At 71.5% G+C, this 18003-nt stretch carries 18 protein-coding genes; 3 read left to right on the top strand and 15 right to left on the bottom strand.

The genetic code is table 11. The annotated features are described in order from the left end of the window. Positions 1-48 precede the first annotated feature (48 nt). Complete coding sequence (locus AMY39116_RS0311200) at positions 49-663, top strand: TetR/AcrR family transcriptional regulator C-terminal domain-containing protein (protein WP_020417754.1); 615 nt, start codon at positions 49-51, stop codon at positions 661-663. 42 nt (positions 664-705) lie between these two features. On the opposite strand, the gene fdhA is transcribed toward AMY39116_RS0311200, so the two are convergent. The 3 genes from fdhA to AMY39116_RS0311185 form a co-directional block, all read right to left on the bottom strand. Next, complete coding sequence (fdhA, locus tag AMY39116_RS0311195) at positions 706-1926, bottom strand: formaldehyde dehydrogenase, glutathione-independent (protein WP_020417753.1); 1221 nt, start codon at positions 1924-1926, stop codon at positions 706-708. 39 nt (positions 1927-1965) lie between these two features. Further along, positions 1966-3174 (bottom strand): MFS transporter, encoded by a 1209-nt coding sequence (locus AMY39116_RS42670; RefSeq protein WP_039791404.1) that lies wholly within the window; start codon positions 3172-3174, stop codon positions 1966-1968. Positions 3175-3334: 160 nt separating this feature from the next. Further along, positions 3335-3949 (bottom strand): DSBA oxidoreductase, encoded by a 615-nt coding sequence (locus AMY39116_RS0311185; protein ID WP_020417750.1) that lies wholly within the window; start codon positions 3947-3949, stop codon positions 3335-3337. A gap of 80 nt (positions 3950-4029) precedes the next feature. Between AMY39116_RS0311185 and AMY39116_RS0311180 the strand changes: the two genes are divergently transcribed. Next, positions 4030-5433 carry a PLP-dependent aminotransferase family protein gene (locus AMY39116_RS0311180; RefSeq protein ID WP_020417749.1) on the top strand — a complete coding sequence of 468 codons (1404 nt, stop codon included), beginning with the start codon at positions 4030-4032 and terminating at the stop codon, positions 5431-5433. On the opposite strand, the gene AMY39116_RS0311175 is transcribed toward AMY39116_RS0311180, so the two are convergent. From AMY39116_RS0311175 to ligD, 3 genes are read right to left on the bottom strand one after another with little or no spacing between them, the layout of a single operon-like run. Then, positions 5402-5686 (bottom strand): DUF202 domain-containing protein, encoded by a 285-nt coding sequence (locus AMY39116_RS0311175; protein ID WP_020417748.1) that lies wholly within the window; start codon positions 5684-5686, stop codon positions 5402-5404. The genes AMY39116_RS0311180 and AMY39116_RS0311175 overlap by 32 nt on opposite strands. After that, on the bottom strand, positions 5683-6039 hold the full coding sequence (locus tag AMY39116_RS0311170) for a YidH family protein (RefSeq protein WP_020417747.1): 357 nt from the start codon (positions 6037-6039) through the stop codon (positions 5683-5685). Before AMY39116_RS0311170 ends, AMY39116_RS0311175 begins: the two co-directional genes overlap by 4 nt. 10 nt (positions 6040-6049) lie before the next feature. Next, positions 6050-6955 (bottom strand): non-homologous end-joining DNA ligase, encoded by a 906-nt coding sequence (ligD, locus tag AMY39116_RS0311165; RefSeq protein WP_020417746.1) that lies wholly within the window; start codon positions 6953-6955, stop codon positions 6050-6052. A gap of 149 nt (positions 6956-7104) precedes the next feature. Here ligD and AMY39116_RS0311160 point away from each other — a divergent pair, with 149 nt between their 5' ends. Further along, complete coding sequence (locus tag AMY39116_RS0311160; protein ID WP_020417745.1) at positions 7105-7929, top strand: IclR family transcriptional regulator; 825 nt, start codon at positions 7105-7107, stop codon at positions 7927-7929. A 497-nt stretch (positions 7930-8426) separates the two neighbouring features. Here the strand turns inward: AMY39116_RS0311160 and AMY39116_RS0311155 are convergent, their stop codons facing one another. From AMY39116_RS0311155 to AMY39116_RS0311115, 9 genes are read right to left on the bottom strand one after another with little or no spacing between them, the layout of a single operon-like run. Further along, a complete protein-coding gene (locus tag AMY39116_RS0311155) occupies positions 8427-9893 on the bottom strand; it encodes a dihydroorotase family protein (RefSeq protein ID WP_020417744.1) in 1467 nt (488 codons plus the stop codon). Positions 9894-9918: 25 nt separating this feature from the next. Continuing rightward, positions 9919-11265 carry an FAD-binding protein gene (locus tag AMY39116_RS0311150; protein ID WP_020417743.1) on the bottom strand — a complete coding sequence of 449 codons (1347 nt, stop codon included), beginning with the start codon at positions 11263-11265 and terminating at the stop codon, positions 9919-9921. Further along, positions 11265-11894, bottom strand: a complete 630-nt coding sequence (locus AMY39116_RS0311145) for an aspartate/glutamate racemase family protein (RefSeq protein ID WP_020417742.1) — start codon at positions 11892-11894, stop codon at positions 11265-11267. Before AMY39116_RS0311145 ends, AMY39116_RS0311150 begins: the two co-directional genes overlap by 1 nt. Further along, positions 11894-13225, bottom strand: a complete 1332-nt coding sequence (locus tag AMY39116_RS0311140) for an MmgE/PrpD family protein (protein WP_051123510.1) — start codon at positions 13223-13225, stop codon at positions 11894-11896. Before AMY39116_RS0311140 ends, AMY39116_RS0311145 begins: the two co-directional genes overlap by 1 nt. Beyond that, positions 13222-13923 (bottom strand): ABC transporter ATP-binding protein, encoded by a 702-nt coding sequence (locus AMY39116_RS0311135; RefSeq protein WP_020417740.1) that lies wholly within the window; start codon positions 13921-13923, stop codon positions 13222-13224. Before AMY39116_RS0311135 ends, AMY39116_RS0311140 begins: the two co-directional genes overlap by 4 nt. After that, entirely contained in the window at positions 13910-14644 is a 735-nt protein-coding gene (locus tag AMY39116_RS0311130; RefSeq protein ID WP_235716105.1) for an ABC transporter ATP-binding protein, read from the bottom strand. Before AMY39116_RS0311130 ends, AMY39116_RS0311135 begins: the two co-directional genes overlap by 14 nt. Further along, positions 14641-15687 (bottom strand): branched-chain amino acid ABC transporter permease, encoded by a 1047-nt coding sequence (locus tag AMY39116_RS0311125; protein WP_020417738.1) that lies wholly within the window; start codon positions 15685-15687, stop codon positions 14641-14643. The genes AMY39116_RS0311130 and AMY39116_RS0311125 overlap by 4 nt, the downstream gene beginning before the upstream one ends. After that, complete coding sequence (locus AMY39116_RS0311120) at positions 15684-16688, bottom strand: branched-chain amino acid ABC transporter permease (protein ID WP_235716104.1); 1005 nt, start codon at positions 16686-16688, stop codon at positions 15684-15686. The genes AMY39116_RS0311125 and AMY39116_RS0311120 overlap by 4 nt, the downstream gene beginning before the upstream one ends. After that, positions 16685-17929, bottom strand: a complete 1245-nt coding sequence (locus tag AMY39116_RS0311115) for an ABC transporter substrate-binding protein (RefSeq protein WP_020417736.1) — start codon at positions 17927-17929, stop codon at positions 16685-16687. Before AMY39116_RS0311115 ends, AMY39116_RS0311120 begins: the two co-directional genes overlap by 4 nt. Positions 17930-18003 lie beyond the last annotated feature (74 nt).

Below are 18003 nucleotides of genomic sequence, written 5' to 3'. Positions count from 1 at the left end.
CTCATCAGAACAGTGAACCCACGGGTTCAATTCGAGTAGCATGCGGGTATGGCCACGCGTGGACGCATCGACAAACGGCAGGCGATCCTGGACGCGGCGTTCACGGTGTTCGCGCGGCAGGGCTACGCGCAGGCGTGCGTCGCCGAGGTCGCGGCCGAAGCCGGCGTGGCGAAGCCGACGGTCTACAACCACTTCAGCGAGAAGGCGAACCTGTTCCGCGAGTCGATGACGGCGGAGGCGGCCAAGGCGATCGCGGACAACCTGGCGGCGGTGGACCGGCTCCGCGACGCGGGCGAGGACCTGCGGGCCGCGCTGGAGCAGGTGGGCCGCCGGCTGATCGACTGCTACACCGACGACCGGTCGTGGGCGTTCCGGCGGCTCCTGCAGGCCGAACTGGCACGCTTCCCGGAACTACTGGACACCGTCCAGACGCGCGCCGGAACCAACGTCGTGACCGACGCGCTCGCCGACCGCCTGGCCCGCCTCGCCCTGGAGGGCCGGCTGAAGATCACGGACCCGGCGCGGGCGGCGGAGCAGTTCGGGGCGCTGCTCACCGCGCCCCTGGAGTCGCGGACCCGGCTGGGCACGCGGGCGCTCCCGACGGCCGAACGGAACGCCGTCGCCGCCGCGGCTGTCGACACCTTCCTGCGCGCCTACGGCTGACCGGCCGTGCCGGGAGCAGTGCGCCCCCGGCACGGCACCCCCTCAGGCGTTGGCCAGCAACCCGTGCGGGTCGAGCACGTACTTGCGCGCCGCGCCGTGGTCGAATTCCTGGTAGCCCCGCGGGGCCTCGGACAGGGGGATCGGCGTCGCGTTGACGGCCTTCGCGATCTGGACCCGGTCGTGCAGGATCGCCATCATCAGGCGCCGGTGGTAGCGCATCACCGGGCACTGTCCGGTGGTGAACGCGTGCGACTTCGCCCAGCCCAGGCCGATCCGGATGGACAGGGAGCCGTGCCGCGCGGCTTCGTCGGCCGCGCCCGGGTCGCCGGTCACGTACAGGCCCGGGATGCCCAGTGCGCCGCCCGCCGCGGTGATGTCCATCAGCGAGTTCAGCACGGTCGCCGGGTGCTCGTCGGACGCTTCCTTGCCGTGTCCGCGCGCCTCGAACCCGACCGCGTCGACACCGCAGTCGACCTCGGGCACGCCGAGGATCTCGGCGATCTGGTCCTTCGGGTCGCCCTTCGACACGTCCACCGTCTCGCAGCCGAAGCTACGGGCCTGCTCCAGCCGGTCGGCGTTGAGGTCGCCGACGATCACCACCGCAGCGCCGAGCAGCTGCGCCGACGCCGCCGCGGCCAGCCCGACCGGTCCGGCGCCCGCGATGTACACGGTCGACCCGACGCCGACGCCCGCGCTGACGCAGCCGTGGAAACCGGTCGGGAAGATGTCCGACAGCATGGCCAGGTCGAGGATCTTCTCCATGGCCTGGTCGCGGTCCGGGAACTTCAGCAGGTTCCAGTCCGCGTACGGCACCATCACGTACTCGGCCTGCCCGCCGACCCAGCCGCCCATGTCGACGTAACCGTAGGCCGACCCGGGCCGGTCCGGGTTGACGTTGAGGCAGATCCCGGTCTTGCCCTCCTTGCAGTTGCGGCACCGTCCGCAGGCGATGTTGAACGGCACCGAGACCAGGTCGCCCTCCTTGATGAACTCGACGTCCCGGCCCGTCTCGACCACCTCGCCGGTGATCTCGTGGCCCAGCACCAGCCCTTCCGGCGCGGTCGTGCGGCCACGCACCATGTGCTGGTCGCTGCCGCAGATGTTGGTCGCGACGTTCTTGAGAATGACACCGTGCTGGGTTTCCCGCCCCACGTTGGCCTGGTGCACGCCGGGGCCGTCCTTCATCGAGAAGGTCGGGTAGTCGATGGTGTCGACCTCGACCTTGCCGGGTCCCAGATAGGTGACCGCTTTGTTGCCCGCCATGAGTTCTGCCGCCTCGATTCCTCGTTCGCCGTTGAACGGTCAGGACCCGATGCTAGGAACGTGCGCGGCGCCGGGCCTAGGGCCGGAAGACCATTCCGGGAAGCGCTCGCGAGCGGCCCACCGCGTCACGGGCGCGAACCCGAGACCGGTCAGCAGGAACAGCGCGCCGAGGACCAGCCACCCCACCACACCACCGCCGAGGACCAACGTCGTCAGCAGCACCGGCCCCGCCATCCGGGCGATCGCCACGCCGGAGGCGAAGAACCCCTGGTACTGGCCCTGTTTCCCGTCGGGCGCGAGCGTGAAGCTGATCTCCCAGGCGCCCGCGGCGAGCAGCATCTCCCCCGCCACCTGGATGACGGCCGCGACGAGCAGCACCACCCAGACGCCCGCCGACGACGCGTACACCGCGCAGGCGAGCAGCATCAGGATCCCGGCGCCGCGCGCGGCACGGGCGGCGGTGCGCAGCCCCGACACCCGGCGCGCGACCCGGACCTGGAACAGCACCACGCTCACCGTGTTGACCAGCAGCAGGACCGACACCAGCCAGGCAGGCGCGTCCGTCCGCTCGACCATCCACAGTGGAATGACCAGGCTGAGCAGCGGCATGTTCAGCATCATGATCGTGTGCAGGAGGGCCAGCACCGCGTACGGCCGGTCGCGCAGCACCGCCCGTCGCGGGCTGTCGCGGACCACGGCGACTTCCGGCACGCGCGACAGGATCACCGCCGCGCCCACGAACCCGGCGGCGTCGGCAGCGAACACCACCTGGTAGGCGAGCGCGGTGCCGGCCTGCAGCGCGACGCCCCCGGCCGCGGCGCCGATCGCGAGCCCCGCGTTCGTGGCCGCCTGCAGGTGGGCGCGCACCCGGGTTCGGCCGGCGGGCTCGACCAGACCGGCGAGCAGCGCCTGCCGTGCGGCGGCGAGCCCGCTCTGGCCACAGGCGTAGGCGCCCGCGAGTGCGAGGAAGGCGGGGAACGAGGTGGCGAAGACGAACCCGCCGAGCGCGACGGCCGTGCCGAGCGCGAGCAGCACCGCGACCCGCCGCGGCCCGTACCGGTCGGCGAGGTGACCGGCCCACACCCCGGCGATCGCGCCTGCCGCCCAGCCGAGCGTCAGCCCGAGCCCCACCTGGGCCGGCGGCAGACCGATGACGAGGGTGAAGTACAGGGCGGAGGTGACGTAGTAGGCGCCGTCGCCGAGCGAGTTGACCAGCTGCGCCGTGGCGAGCACCCGCGCGGCAGTCATGACACGCCCCGGTGCGGCCCGTACCCGTCGGCGCGGTGGCCCACACCCACTCCTGCGACGGCCGCCCAGCCGAGCGGCAGCCCAAGGGCGTACGCGGCGTAATAAGCGCCGTCACCCAACGAATTGGCCTGCTGCGCCACAGCGAGCACCCGCGCGGCGGTCATGACGCCACCGGGCGGCGCGTGCGGGCCCGCTTCAGTTCGAAGAAACCGTCGGTGCCCGCGACCAGCACCACGCCGTCCCACAGCCGGCCCGCCGCGTCACCGCGGGGGACCGGCGTGACCACCGGGCCGAAGAAGGCGTTGACCTCGCCGTCAGGGCCGGTCACGTGGATCGTCGGCGTGCCCAGGTCCTCCCCGACCGGCCCGAGCCCCGCCGCGGTGCTCTCGCGGAGCGCCTCGTCGTGCTCGGTGGTGGCGGCGGCCTCCGCGAGGTCCACCGGCAGGCCGCACGAGGCCAGCGCCTCGCGGTACAGGTCGGGCCCGAGCGGCGCGCGGTCGAGGTGGATCCGCCTGCCCAGCGCGGTGTAGAGGTCACGCAGCACCTCGTTGCCGCACCTGCGCTCCGCGGCGATCGCGACCCGCGCCGGGCCCCAGGCGCTGTCCAGCCACTCCCGGTACCACGGCTCCACCGCACGCCCCTCGTTGAGCAGCGACAGGCTCAGCACGTGGAACCGGACCCGCACGTCCCGCACCCGCTCCACCTCCAGCAGCCAGCACGAGGCGATCCAGGCCCACGGGCACTTCGGGTCGAACCAGAGGTCGGCTGTCGTCATGGCGGAAACGCTAGGCAGCCGATTGGCCCGAGGTAAGCTCCAATTCCTATCTGCTTGTTTGGGCCATTTCCGGAGCCGTGGTGGACCTGCACATCAGCCTGACCGGCGGTGACCTCGTCGCGCAGATCTACCGCCAGGTCCGCGACGCGATCGCCGACGGACGCCTCCGGCCAGGCGAGCGACTGCAGCCGTCGCGGGAGCTCGCGCGGACCCTCGCCGTCTCCCGCAACACGGTCGCCGCCGCCTACGACCGGCTCACCGCCGAGGGCCTGCTGACCGGCCGCGTCGGGGCCGGGACGTTCGTCGCGGGCACCGCACCGCGGCAGCCCCGCCGGGCGCCCCGGGGCGTGCTCGCCGCGCGGCCGTTCTGGAACACCCTGCCGGACCCCGTCGAGGCGCCGCCGGTGCGCTACGACTTCCGCGTCGGCGTGCCGGACGCGAGCCTGTTCCCGCTGCAGACCTGGCGGCGGCTGGTCTCGCAGAGCCTGCGGGGCCACGAGATCCCGGCCGGCTACGGCGATCCGTCCGGCCACAGTGGACTGCGCGCGGCGATCGCGCGCCACCTCGGCATCGCGCGGTCGGTGCGGGCGGCGGCCGAAGACGTGCTGGTCACGCAGGGCGCGCAGCAGGCGCTCGACCTCGTCGGCCGGGTGCTGGTCGAACCGGGGGCGTGCGTCGCGGTCGAGGAACCCGGTTATCCCCCGGCGCGGCGGCTGCTCGCATCGCTCGGCGCGCGGGTCACCGGAGTGCCGGTGGACGGCGAGGGGATCGTCGTGGACCGGATCCCGAACACCGCCCGGCTGGTGTACGTGACGCCGTCGCACCAGTTCCCGCTGGGCACACCGATGTCGCCGGCGCGCCGGGCCGCCCTGCTCGAGTGGGCCGGGCGGCGGGACGCGGTGATCGTCGAGGACGACTACGACAGCGAGTTCCGCTTTGCCGGGCGGCCGCTGGACCCGTTGCAGAGCCTGGACCGCGCCGGGCGGGTCATCTACGTGGGGTCGTTCTCCAAGACGCTGCTGCCGATGCTGCGGCTGGGTTTCCTGATCGCCCCCGCCGCGCTGCGGCCTGCGCTGCTCAAGGCCAAACAGCTCACCGACTGGCACGGTGACCTCACCACGCAGGCCGCGCTCGCCCGGTTCCTGGACGAGGGCCTGCTGACCCGGCACGTCCGGAAGGCCACTCGCGAGTACGCAGCCCGGCACGAGCTGATCGTGCGCACGCTGGAGCGGGAATTCGGCGACTGGCTCCGGCTCGTGCCCTCGGCCGCGGGCCTGCACGTGTGCGCCAGGTCGGTGGTCGACACGTCGGCCCTGCACGCCCCGGGTGTCGCGTTCGACCGGTTGCACACCTACTACGCCGATTCGCCGCCCGAGCAGGGGCTCGCGCTCGGCTACGGGGCCGTGTCGCCGGACGGGATCGTGGCCGGTCTCCGCCTGTTGCGCGACGCGTTCAGGGCAGCAGGACGACCTGGATCGCGGTGAGGAGACCGGCCGCCGCGACCGCGATGGTCGCCGCGCCGAGGACGTGCCGCGCGCTGCCGGTCGTCGGCGGCCGCCGCACGGCGATGAACCACAGCACCACGACCGCGGCCGCGCACCCCGCGGCGGCGATCTCCAGCGGGGCGCCGCGGACCAGGCCGCTGCGCAGCAGGAGAACGGCCGCGACGGCGGCGGCGAGCGCGGTGCGCTGCCAGGCCAGCGCGGTCCGCTCGGGCTGGAGTCCGGGGTCCCTCATCGGATCGTGGCCAGCGCGACCACGAGGACGACCGTCCCGGCGAGCGCGGCCGCCCACCCGACGACGACCGGCAGCCACGTCATCGGCAGCGGCCGCTTGTTGCGCATCGCGCGCTGCACCCGGGCCCAGCGCCGGTAGGCGAACGCCGCGAGCAGGGTGCCGGTGACGGCGAGCAGCGCGGCGAGGACGCCACGCAACCCGGCGATCGAGAACTGCGGGACGAACTGCATGAGCGCCACGGCGCCGGCGATGAGCGCGAGCGCGGTCCGCAGCCACGCCAGGAACGTGCGCTCGTTGGCGAGGGTGAAGCGGTAGTCGGGCTCCTCCCCCTCTTCGTACCAGCGTGGGCTCATGCGGGTGACGTTACTGTCCGGCGCGGGCCCGGGGCAGTTTGACCGGGGCGTCGTGCAGGTCCTCGAACAGGTCGCCGATTTCCTCGACGCGGTCGAGGACGTCGTCGCTGAGGAACTTCAACTGCGCGGGGCGGCGGCACGACTCGACTTCGTCCCAGGTGACTGGTGTGGACACGGTCGGTTCCGGGCGGCCGCGCAGCGAGTACGGCGCGACGGTCGTCTTGTGCGGATTGTTCTGGCTCCAGTCGATGAACACCTTGCCGGGCCGCAGGCTCTTCGTCATGGCCGCGGTGACCTCGCCCGGCGTCTCGGCGGCGAGCTTCTTCGCGGCGGCCTTCGCGTAGGCCGAGGTGTCCTCCGGTGTCGCGGTCTTCACCGCCGCGTACAGCTGCATGCCCTTCGAGCCGCTGGTCTTCGGGTAGAGCCGGAGCCCGTCCGCCGCCAGCAGGTCGCGCAGCCGCTCGGCGACGCGGCAGCACTCGACGATCGTCGCAGGCTCGCCCGGGTCGAGGTCGAACACCAGCAGGTCGGGGTTGCGCCGGGCGCCACGCGGGCCGACGGTCCACTGCGGCACGTGCAGTTCCAACGCGGCGAGGTTGGCCGCCCATATCAACGTCGGCACGTCGTTGACCAGCGGATACGCGTTCACGTCCGAGATCTTCGCGGTCTTCACCCAGTCGGGGGCGTGCCGTCCGGCGTCCTTCTCGTAGAACGGGTTCGACTGCACCCCGCCCGGCCAGCGTCGGAAGGTGAGCGCCCGGTCGCGCAGGTGCGGCAGGATCACCGGGGCGACGCGGGCGTAGTAGTCGATCACCTGGCCCTTGGTGAACCCGGCTTCGGGGTAGAGCACCTTGTCCAGGTTGGACAACGACAGCCGGCGCCCGTCGACCTGCACCGTCACCCTGTCCTCGGCCATGCCCCCAGCCTGCCCCAGCGTCGCGCGCCGTGCATCCCGCGCATTGTCTCGCTGACCGGAACAGATCTTGCTCGGAACCGGTACAGTATGGGAGTAGCTGCACCAATACCGTTCCTCTCACCGGAACGCTACCCCGAGGACCATCGGCTTTGACCACCAAGAGTACCGCCGGACGCAAGCTCGCACCGGCCAACGACAACACCGGCACCGAGGCCGCGGCCCGGGTCGCCGACGTGCTCCTGCTCTTCGCCGGCGGTCCCCGTTACCTGGGGGTGAGCGCGATCAGCCGCGAGCTGGGACTGTCGAAGGCCGTCGTCTTCCGGATCCTGCAGTCGCTCGTGTCGCGGGAGCTGCTGGCGACCGATCCTGGCGTGAACGGCTACCGGCTGGGCCAGGCCGCGGCAGCGCTCGGCGCGAGCGCCCTGCGCCGGTTCGACGCCCGCACGGTCGCGACGCCCATACTGCGCCGGCTGCGGGACGAGACCGGCGAGACCACCACGCTGTCCGGCCTGGTCGGCGACGAGCGGGTGTACCTGGACCAGTTCGAGAGCCCGCGCGAGATCAAGATGACGGTGGAGATCGGCCGTCGTTTTCCCCTGCACGCGGGCTCGTCGGGCAAGGTCATCCTGGCCTTCCTACCGGAGGACCGGCAAGAGTCGGTGCTGCGGCGAACGCTGGAACCGCTGACGGACAAGACGATCACCGACGTCGACACCCTGCGCACCGCACTGGCCGAAACCGCGAGGGAGGGGGTAGCGGTCTCCCTCGGCGAACGCCAAGCCGGAGCCGGTTCGGTCGCCGCCCCCCTGTTCGGCCCCGACGGCGAGGTCCACGGCTCGATCAGCATTTGCGGCCCGCAATACCGCTTCACGCCAGAGGCGATCGACCGCTATCGGGCCCTGATCCGCGCAGCATCGGAAGAAATCCGGGACAACTGGACCTGGCTGCGCGACAGCGAAGCAGGCAGCGCGTAGCGCAACGCCCTGAACACAAACGAAGCTGGGTGGTCATCCCGTCGCCTGACACTGGACGATCACCTTGAGCCAGGGCCGCAACCCAGGCCGCCAACCGGCAGCCGAACATGCCAACCTTGCGGCCCTGGCTCAAGGTGATATGCACAAACCGGAAGGCGACGGGATGACCACCCGGCGACCCACTGCACGAGGTGAGCCGAGGCACCCAACCCCTGGTCATCCCGGAGCCTGCCCGTCCGGCGAGGACTCTTTTGATCTTTAGAGCCGCGCTGTCGCGCGGAAAATGCGCCTCACGGCGCCGGAAGGTCACCTTTCGACCACCCCCGCCCCCGATGCCTGATTGTGTTTTAGTCGCCGAGCAGGGTTGTCAAGGCGGGAAAGCGTGCCTTGACAACCCTGGTCGGCGACTAAAGATCGGCTGTGGATCGGGGGCGGGGGAGGTCTGGTTGGGGTAGTCGCCTGCTTTGCGTTGCCGGGCGGCGGTTGGTGTTGTGGTTTTAGCGGCCGCGCTTCAGGAATTTTCCGTTGGGCTCGCCTTGGATTTTGCCGTCCGCGTATACGTGGTTTCCTCGCACGAAGGTGTCCGTGACTCGTGCGGTCATTTCGAAGCCCTCGAACGGGGTGTATTCCTGGGTGCTTTCCGAGTCGGCCGCCCGCACGGTCCACTGGACGTCCGGATCCACCAGGGCGAAGTCCGCGTCGAAGCCTTCCGCGATCTTTCCCTTGCGCAGCAGGCCGTACCGCTGCGCGGGGTTCCACGACAGCAGTGCGGCGATCTTCTGCAGCGACAGGCCCCGCTTCGTGCCCTCGCCCACCAGGCCGGGCAACAGGTACTCCGCGCCGCCGAAACCGGACTTCGCCAGGAAGACGTCCTCCCGGTCCGAGCCGAACTTCAGCTCGTCCCGGCAGCACGCGTGGTCGCTCACCACCCAGTCCACCTCGCCCGCCAGCACATGCCGCCACAGGGCTTCCACGTCCTCGCGCTCCCGCAGCGGCGGGTTGACCTTGCCACCGATCCCGGACGCTGTATCAACATCCGCCAGCAGGTGGCCGATCGTCACCTCGCGGCGGAAGTCGATGTGCGGGAACGCCGACGCCATGGTCAGCGCCGCCGAAAGGGCCTTCTCCGACGACAGGTGCAGCAGGTTGATGTTCGGCAACCCGGTCTCGTGCGCCAGGTACGACGCGATCGTCACCGCCAGGCCCTCCGAGTGCGGCGGCCGCGACGCCGAGTACGCCCGCAGCCCGGTCAACGAGCCGTCCTGCTCGACCATCTTCGTGTACGCCGTCATGATCTCCGCCGTCTCGCAGTGCAGCGACAACGACAGGTGCGGCGCGTACTCGGTCAGGATTTCCCGCGCCTTCTGCACCCCGCGCATCACGAACTCGAAGTGCGCGATGTCGTAACGCTCGTCCGGCGGGATCATCAGGAAATCGCTCTGGCTCGTCGACCGGCCGTGCAGCCCGTGCGAACCGTAGAACATGAAGATCTTGAACGACGTGACGCCGTGCTCCTCGACGAGGAACGGGATCTCCTCGATGTGCTGCGCGCTCATCGGCGCCAGGTGGAACGCGTAATCGACGTACGCGTTGCCGGCGGACTTGCTCAGCACCTCCGGGAAGAAGTCCCGGTAACTGCCGCCCTTGTTCAGGTAGTACTGCCCGGTCCGCATGTAGGTCAGCGACGTCGTCACGCCGCCCTGCGCGCTCGCCCGGCTTTCCGTGCGCGTGTCGGTCGACAGCTCGTTGTAGATGCCCCAGTGCTGGTGCGCGTCGACCACGCCGGGGAACGCCAGCAGGCCCCGGCCGTCGATCACCCTGGCAGCGTCGTCGGCGGACAGGTCCGGCGCCACCCGCGTGATCGTGCCGTCGTTGACGGCGATGTCCAGCAGTTCCGGCTCGCCGTCGGGGCCGTCGGGCCGGACCACCCGGACGTTGCGGACCAGCAGTTCCGTCGTTGCCATCTCTCGTTTTCCTCCGCGTGATCGATCAGGCCGGGCGACGTGCGACGTCGTTCGCGGCCAGGTACGCCAGCCCGAAAGCCGGCAGGAGCCCGTTGCCGGGCAGGTATCCGGCGGCGCCGTGACCGGAGATGCCCGCCGCCGCGCCGCCCGCGGCGTACAGGCCGGGGATCGGCCGGTCCTGGGCGTCGACGACTGCGGCGTTCTCGTTCACCAGCAAACCGCCCTGGGTGTGGAAGAGCGCGGGCACCACCCGCACCGCGGCGAGGCGGCCAGACAGCGGGCGTTCCCAGTTCGTGCGGCCGAACGAATCCGCGCGCTCACCGCGGGCGATCGCGCCGGCGACGGCGAGTTCGTCGGCCAGCTCCGGCAAACCGGTCACCGCGGCCAGCTCCTCAGCCGAATCAGCCCACACCAGCGCGCCCGAGGCGACCGTGTCCCGGAAGTCCTGGAACGGCTGGCACTGCTCGAAGATCGTCTCGTCGAGCACGATCCAGCCCGTCGCGCCGGGTCGGGCGGCCAGTTCGGCAGCGTACTCGGAGTAGCCGCGGGTCTCGTCGCCGAAGCGGCGTCCCGTCGTGTCCACCAGGACCGCGCCGTGGATGATCGTCGCCCAGCCGACCAGCGTGCCCGCGTTCGCCGCGACCGCGCCGTGGCCCTGGTAGGCGTCCAGGTAACCCACCGCGGCGCCGAGCTTCTCGCCGATCCGCAACGCGTCGCCGAGCGACTGGTCGCTGCCCTGGTACAACGCGTCCGCGATCTCCGGCAGGTGCCGGGCGACCAGGTCGCGATCGGCGCCGAACCCGTTGGTGGCCAACAGGACCGCGCGGGCCGAGATCTCCTCCTCCGCACCGTCCGGGTACCGCACCACCGCGGCGCGGACACCGCCGTCACCGGTGAGCACGTCCACCAGCTTCGCCGGCGCGAGCAACTCGATGTTCTCGTGCTCGGCGACCCGCCGGGCCAGGTGGTCGACGACCCCGGAGCCGTGCCGCCCCGGGATCGAGTGGCAGCGCGGCACCGCGTGACCGGGGTAGTTGAAGTCGGTGACCAGCGACAACGGCAGCCCCGCCGAATCCGCCAGCCACTCCACCAGCGGCGCGCTCACCTCCGCCAGCGTACGGGCCAGCCGCGGATCGGCCTTGCCCTTCGTCTTGGCCATGATGTCGGCGACGAACCGCTCGGGCGAGTCGTCGACACCGGCCTCGGCCTGCCAGCGCGAACCGGCGCCGGGGAACATCGCGGTCGACATCGACGTGTTGTTGCCGCGCCGGAAGTGCTCGCTGGCCTCGACGACGACCACGCTCAGCCCGAGTTCGGCGGCACGCAGCGCACCGGCCAGGCCGCCACCGGCACCCGCGACGACAAGATCCATCACGCCTCCACCGCCAGCAGCCGCAACGCCAGCGCCGTCGGGTCGACGATCCGGGCAGGCAGGTCGGCGGGTTCGACATCCACCGCCGAACAGCCGTTGATGACCGCGGTCGCGCCCAGCGACGCCAGTTCGCGCACCGCGGCGCCCAGCGCCCGGTTCCACGTGCCGGTGTCGGCGATCGCCTCGAACGGCAGGTCCAGCACGCGCGTGCCGGCGAAGTAGGGGCTCAGCCCGTAGTCGGCGATGCGCTTGCCTAACTCGGCGGCGATGGCCTCGTTGCGCACCACGGCGCCGAACCGCACGCCCTTGCCCGCGAGGTAGGTCGCGGACAGCTTCAGCAACCCGTGCACCGGCCGCGGATCCGCCGCGACGGTGTCCGGCACCGCCGGGTCGAGCACGCAGTCCGGGAAGGCCAGGTCGTAGCCCTCCCCCGCCCGGGCGAGCGCGGCGGCCACCTGGCGTTCCGAGGCGCGCACGGACTCGTCGGTGTCCAGCGAGGCCGGTGCGGCGGCGCCGACGTCGACGAGCTCGACCTCCAGGCCCGGCGGGGCGAGCCGGTCGTAGCGGGCCTGCCGCCGCCGGATCTCCTCCGCGGGCAGGTGGATGGGCGTCACCGCGAGGGCACGCATCAGTTCAGCTCCTTCTCGTCCGGTCCGGCCAGCCCGCGCAGGGCGTCCCCGGCGCGAGCCAGGCCGGGCAGCTCGTTGCTGACCGCGACGGCGCGGTCCACGAGCCCGGGCTGCCGGGGCAGCCACGTCTTCAGCAGGGCGACCAGGTCGTCCTCGCCCAGCGGGTGGTGGTCGGCGTCGCCGACCGGGTTGGGCACCTCGCGGGTGAGCGTGGTGCCGTCGTCGAAGGCGACCGTGACCCGCGCGGCGCGTTCGGCGGGCAGCCGGGCGGTCAGGTCGTCGGCCGCGACCAGCCGCACCCGCCGCGCAAGCGTTTGCACCGCCGGGTCGTCGAGGGCGCTGTCCGGGCCGACCCGCCCGGTCAGTGCCGCGGTGGCGACCACGAACGGGGTGGAGAACATCGCCGACAACCGGTTCGTCCAGTCCGTGCCGGTGAGCCCGGCGCCGAGCGCGTGGGACTCGACGAGGATCGACGTGATGCCTGCCGCCGGGAACTCGCCGCGCAGCGCGAGGACCGCGTCGGCCGCCGGGTGAGTGAACGAGCAGGACGCGTGCCGCTTGAAGTAGCCGTGCTGGATGTCCCACCGCGTTCCGAGACCGGCGGTCAGCTCGCCGGGGTCGAACGAGCCGAGCAGTGTGCCGAGGGACAGCGCCGCGGTGCCGGTGTTGCGTGCCATCCCGGCGGCCGCCATCCGTGCGGCCGCCAGACCGGAGGTGGCCGAAGCGCCCATCCAGGCGTTGCGCACCGGGTTGCCGGTGGTCGCCGAATCGAAGTGCCCGGCGATCGCCATGCCCGCCGCGGTGTCGATGGCCGCGGCGGTCTGCTCCGCGTCGAGCCCAAGCAACCGCGCGCACCCGGCCGCCGCACCGGGCACACCCCAGCTGCCGTGCGGGTGCGCGCCGGGCGTCAAGGACGTCGCGCGACCGAACCGCGACGCCACCTCGTAAGCCGCCAGCAACGCCGCCGCGGTGTCCGCGCCGGTGCTGTCCAGATCCGCGGCCAGCGCGAGCACCGCGGGGAAACCGTGCGCGGCCGGGTGCCCCTTGGCGTACTTGTTGCCCTCGTCGAGCTCCAGCGACACCAAGGCCATCCCGTTGAGGAACGCCGCCGCGTCGACGGTCACCGACCGCCCGGCGCCGATCAACGGCGCCGGCCCGTCCGGCGCCCGCCACGCCGCACGCAGCGCCCGCTGCTCCGGCTGCGCCGCGCCGACCGCGGTCACCCCGAGGACGTCCAGCAGGACCAGCGCGAGCCGGTCCCGCACCACGTCCGGGGTGTCCAGTTCGGACACCCACGCGCCCAGCTGTCGAGTCGATTCGGCCGCTGTCACAGTCCCAGGTACGCCTTCCGCACCCGGCTGTCGCCGGCGAGTTCCGCGCCGCTGCCGGACAGCACGGTCGACCCGCTCTCCAGCACGTACGCGCGGTCCGCGATCGCCAGCGCCTGCTTGGCGTTCTGCTCGACCAGCAGCACCGACACCCCGTTGTCCCGGATCCGCCGCACCGCTTCGAGCATCGTCCAGGTCAGCTTGGGTGACAGGCCGGTCGACGGCTCGTCCAGCATCAGCAGCTTCGGCGCCGCCATCAGCGCGCGGGCGATCGCCAGCATCTGCTGCTGACCACCGCTGAACGTCTGCGCGATCTGCGTGCGCCGCTCGGCGAGGACCGGGAACAGCTCGTAGACCTCGGCCAGCGACTTCGCCGCCTGCGCCGGGGTGCGCGTCCACGCGCCCATCCGCAGGTTCTCCTCGACGGTCAGCGTGCCGAACAGCGCCCGGTCCTCCGGCACGTGCACGAGACCGTCGCGCACGAGCTGGTCCGGACGGCGGCCCGCGGTCGGCGCGCCGTTGAACGTGATGCTGCCGGACAACGCCTTCAACTGGCCGCAGATGCTGCGCAGCGTCGTGGTCTTGCCCGCGCCGTTCGCGCCGACCAGCGCGACGATCTCGCCCTCGCCCAGGTGCAGGTCGATGTCGTGCAGGATCCGCATCCGCCCGTATCCGGCGCACACCTTCTCAAGCGTCAGCATGGGTCGGCTCCTCACCGAGGTAGGCGTCGATGACACGCGCGTCGCTGGTGACCTCCTGCGGCGACCCGACGGCGATGACGCGGCCCTGGTCCAGCACGAGCACGCGGTCGGCGAGCCGCATCACCGCGGCCATGATGTGCTCGATGAACAGCAGGGTCACGCCCTCCTCCTCACGCAGCCGCGCCAGTAGGTCCAGCACCGGTTCGCGTTCCGCGGGCACCAGCCCGGCGAGGACCTCGTCGAGCAGCAGGACTTTCGGCCGCGTCGCGAGCGCGCGGGCCAGTTCGAGCCGCTTGAGACCGGCCGTCGGCAGCTCCGGCGCGGCCCGGTGGGCCCACGGCCCGAGCCCGACCCGCTCGACCACCTCCAGCGCGTGTTCGCGCAGCTTGCGCCTGCCGAACCGGTGGTGCTGCGCGGCCAGGCAGACGTTCTCCAGCACGGTCATGCTGGAAAACGGCCGCATCAGCTGGAACGTGCGCACCATCCCGGCACGGGCGATGCGGTCCGGCGCCCGGCCGGTGACGTCCTGACCAGCGAACGCCACCCGGCCGGTGTCCGGGGCCAGCGCGCCGGAGACGACGTTGAACAGCGTGGTCTTGCCCGCGCCGTTCGGCCCGATGATGCCGAGGATCTCCCCCTCGGCCACCTCGAAGTCCACATCGGACAGCGCACGCAGCCCGCGGAAGGACTTGCCGATCCCGTCGGCCCTGACGATGCTCATCGACGCCACCTCGCCGCGATCGTTCCGACGATGCCCTTCGGCAGCAGGCGCACGATCAGGATCAGCAGCACCGCGTACAGCACCACGTCCAGACCGCTGCGCCCCTGCAGGAAGCCCAGGAACTCCGGCGGGGTGCGCAGCAGTGTCGCCGTCACGTCGGTGAGCGAACCGACGATGATCGCGCCCACCACCGGGCCCCAGATCGTGCCGATGCCGCCGATCACGACCGGCACGATCGCCTGGATCGACACCGCCGAGCCGAAACCCAGCTCCGGGTTCACGAACAGGTAGTACTGGGTGTAGAAGGCGCCGGCGACCGCGGTGATCGCGGCGGACAACGCCACCGTCATCAGCTTGTGCCGCATCACCGGCGTGCCGAGCGAGGCCGCGGCCAGCTCGTCGTCCCGGATCGCCGTCACGTACTTCCCGGCGCGGGAGTGCAGGAACACGATGCTGATCGCGACCGCCGCACCGGCCAGCACCAGCGCGACCCAGAAGTACGCGGGCGAGTCGGCCTCGAACTGCAGCATCCACAGCGACGAGTCCGGGATCAGCGGAACGGTGAAGCCGACGGCCTTGTTGGCGAACGCGCTGCTGGTCACGATCAGCCGCAGCATCTCGGCGAAGGCGAACGTGGCGAGCGCGAAGTACGCGCCCTGCAGCTTGTAGCGGAACGAGAAGTAGCCGATCAGCACGGCGGCCGCCGCGGCCACCGCCATCCCGGCGACCATCCCGATCCACGGCGACACGTTGTGCTTCACCAGCAGGTAGGCACTGGTGTAGGCGCCGAGGCCGAAGTAGGCCGCGTGCCCGAAGCTGAACATGCCGCCGAAACCGCTCATGATGTTCCAGCCGACGGCCATCAGCAGGAAGATCAGGATCCGCACGGCCACCGCGCCCTGCGCGGGCGGCAGGATGAGCGGCAGCGGGATCGCGACCAGCACCAGCACGGCGAGGATCGCGAGCTGCCGGTTCTGCGGGCGCAGCGGCGGTGCCTTGACCTTCTCCGCGCCGGCCGGCCCGGCGATGGTGATGGTGCTCATGCGCGCCTCCCGAAGAGTCCCTGCGGGCGCAGGAAGAGCACGAGGATGAACACCACGAACACGCCCAGCAGCGAGGACTGCCCGCCGAGGTAGATCGTGGTGAGCTGCTCGACCAGCCCGATCAGCAGGCCGCCGACGAGCGCGCCCACCACGTTGCCCATCCCGCCGAGCACCACCACGACGAACGCGGTGATGTTGAACTGCTCGCCCAGCGTCGGGGTCACGGTGACCAGCGGTCCCGCCAGCGCGGCGGCCGCACCGGCGCACGCGGTGCCGATCGCGAAGGTGAGCGTGTGGATCCGGCGGACGTTGATGCCGACCAGTTCCGCGCCCGGCCCATTCGCGGCGACCGCGCGGATCGCCGTGCCCAGCCGAGTTCGCCGCAGCAGCCAGTACAGCAGCGCGCCGAGCAGGATCGCGCCGAGGAACGCGTAGAGCCGCGAACCCGCGACGACCGCGCCCAGCAGCGGGAATTGGAAGTCGCCGGGCAGCGCGATGGTCTTGGGCTCGGCGCCGAAGAACATCAGCAGCCCGTTTTCCAGCAGCAGCGACAGGCCCAGCGTGATGAGCAGCTGGTTTTCCAGCGAGCTGCCGCCGGTGCCGGACAGCAGTCCACGGTGGACGGCCGCGCCGATCAGGAACAACGCCGGGATGGCGATGACCAGCGTCAGGTAGGGGTGCATGCCGGTGGCCTGCACCATGCCGAAGGAGATGAACATCGCGACCGCGAGCAACGCGCCGTGCGCGAAGTTGACGATGTCCAGCACGCCGAAGATCAGCGTCAGGCCCATCGCGATCAGGCCGTACAGACCGCCGGTCAGCAGGCCGGTGACGACCGACTGCCAGACCACCAGCCCGCTGCCCGACTGCAGCAGCGCGACGACGATCGCGACGACGAGGACACCGCCGACGACACCGGCGCGGCCGAGGAAACCGCGGTCCTTCTTCTGGGGTGGGGAGACGTCGGGGGCGAGCGCCGCCCCCTGTGCTGTTTCGCTCATGGCCGCCACGTCACCTGGTACTCGGGCCGGGATTCGGCTTTCTCCGGGGGATAGACCTGCTTGACCTGGCCGTCCTGGATCTGCATCAGGACCGCCATGGCGTTGCGGTTGTCGCCGTTGGAGGCGAACTGGATCGGGCCCGCGCCCACGGTCAGGGGTGCGACCTGGGCGGCGGCGATGGCATCGCGGACCTTCTCCGGATCGGTGCTGCCGGCCTTCTCGACCGCCTGCGCGATCACCTGGACCGCGTCGTAGGACAGCACCGCGCCGGTCCGCATCGGATCGCCGTAGGTGCGCTGGTACTGCTCGCGCAGCGCGACGGTCTGCGGGTTGGTCGCGTCGTAGTGGTAGTTGGTGCTGAAGTACAGCGCGCCGAGATCACCGGCGTCGGTGACGAACTTCGGCTGGTCGAAGGCGCCGTTGGAGACGCCCCATACCGCGTTGAGATCCGGTTTGACCGAGGCGATCGCCTTGGCGGCCAGCAGGCTGTCGCGGTAGTAGCCGGCCACCGCGAGCACGTCCGCGCCGGACGCCTTGACCTGGGTGACCTGCGCGGTCAGGTCGCTGACGCTCGCCGCGTCGTAGCTGATGTTCGGGCCGACCTCGATGCCCAGCTGCTCGGCCGCCGCGGTGAACGCCTCCGCGGCGCCGCTGCCGAAGTCGCTCTGCTCGTGCAGGAACGCGACCTTCTTGACCGGCCTGCCCGCCTGCTGCGACACCTGCTGGAGGTACTGCGCGGCCGCCGTCGCGATGACCTTGCTGCCCGGCTGCACGCGGAACACGTACTTGTAGCCGTGGGCGTAGATCGCGTCGGAGGCGGTCACGTCCGCGACGAACGGGACGCGGTTGCGTTCCGCCACCACGGCGACGTTCGTGCTGACCGCGCTCTGGTAGGTGCCGACCAGGCCGACCGCGCCGGCCGAGATCAGCCGCTGCGCCTCGCTCTGGCCGATGTCGGCCTTGCCCTGGGTGTCCCCCGTGACGAGCTCGACCTTGCGGCCGCCGAGGGACTTGATGCCGCCTGCCGCGTTGATGGCGTCCACCGCCATCTGGGCGCCGCGGCGCATCTGCTGCCCGTCCACCGCATTGGACCCGCTGACCGGGTGCAGCGCGCCGATCTTCACCGGGCCCTCGTCGCGCTCGGCGGCCGCGCCCGCGGCCCCCATCGGAGCCGAGCCCCCGCAACCGGTCGCGAGCAGGGCGCACGCACCGAGCGCGGCGATGAGCTTTCGCGCGGACATGTCACCTCGTTCCGCTTAGAGAAACATTGGGAGTGATGCGGGTTATCGTGACACCCGCCTCCACGCCAGGTCAA

This window comes from Amycolatopsis sp. ATCC 39116, from assembly GCF_000231075.2.
Classification (GTDB): Bacteria; Actinomycetota; Actinomycetes; order Mycobacteriales; family Pseudonocardiaceae; genus Amycolatopsis_E; species Amycolatopsis_E tucumanensis.
This window is presented reverse-complemented; position numbering and strand designations above follow the sequence as displayed.

What these genes read in the sequence shown, in the direction of transcription:
- fdhA (WP_020417753.1), bottom strand. Translation starts at nt 1,926, where the DNA reads ATGGCGGGCAACAAAGCGGTCACCTATCTGGGACCCGGCAAGGTCGAG.
- ligD (WP_020417746.1), bottom strand. Translation starts at nt 6,955, where the DNA reads ATGGCCGAGGACAGGGTGACGGTGCAGGTCGACGGGCGCCGGCTGTCG.
- AMY39116_RS0311200 (WP_020417754.1), top strand. Translation starts at nt 49, where the DNA reads ATGGCCACGCGTGGACGCATCGACAAACGGCAGGCGATCCTGGACGCG.
- AMY39116_RS0311145 (WP_020417742.1), bottom strand. Translation starts at nt 11,894, where the DNA reads ATGCGTGCCCTCGCGGTGACGCCCATCCACCTGCCCGCGGAGGAGATC.
- AMY39116_RS0311125 (WP_020417738.1), bottom strand. Translation starts at nt 15,687, where the DNA reads ATGAGCACCATCACCATCGCCGGGCCGGCCGGCGCGGAGAAGGTCAAG.
- AMY39116_RS0311170 (WP_020417747.1), bottom strand. Translation starts at nt 6,039, where the DNA reads ATGAGCCCACGCTGGTACGAAGAGGGGGAGGAGCCCGACTACCGCTTC.
- AMY39116_RS0311175 (WP_020417748.1), bottom strand. Translation starts at nt 5,686, where the DNA reads ATGAGGGACCCCGGACTCCAGCCCGAGCGGACCGCGCTGGCCTGGCAG.
- AMY39116_RS0311185 (WP_020417750.1), bottom strand. Translation starts at nt 3,949, where the DNA reads ATGACGACAGCCGACCTCTGGTTCGACCCGAAGTGCCCGTGGGCCTGG.
- AMY39116_RS0311135 (WP_020417740.1), bottom strand. Translation starts at nt 13,923, where the DNA reads ATGCTGACGCTTGAGAAGGTGTGCGCCGGATACGGGCGGATGCGGATC.
- AMY39116_RS0311150 (WP_020417743.1), bottom strand. Translation starts at nt 11,265, where the DNA reads ATGGATCTTGTCGTCGCGGGTGCCGGTGGCGGCCTGGCCGGTGCGCTG.
- AMY39116_RS0311120 (WP_235716104.1), bottom strand. Translation starts at nt 16,688, where the DNA reads ATGAGCGAAACAGCACAGGGGGCGGCGCTCGCCCCCGACGTCTCCCCA.
- AMY39116_RS0311130 (WP_235716105.1), bottom strand. Translation starts at nt 14,644, where the DNA reads ATGAGCATCGTCAGGGCCGACGGGATCGGCAAGTCCTTCCGCGGGCTG.
- AMY39116_RS42670 (WP_039791404.1), bottom strand. Translation starts at nt 3,174, where the DNA reads ATGACTGCCGCGCGGGTGCTCGCCACGGCGCAGCTGGTCAACTCGCTC.
- AMY39116_RS0311115 (WP_020417736.1), bottom strand. Translation starts at nt 17,929, where the DNA reads ATGTCCGCGCGAAAGCTCATCGCCGCGCTCGGTGCGTGCGCCCTGCTC.
- AMY39116_RS0311155 (WP_020417744.1), bottom strand. Translation starts at nt 9,893, where the DNA reads ATGGCAACGACGGAACTGCTGGTCCGCAACGTCCGGGTGGTCCGGCCC.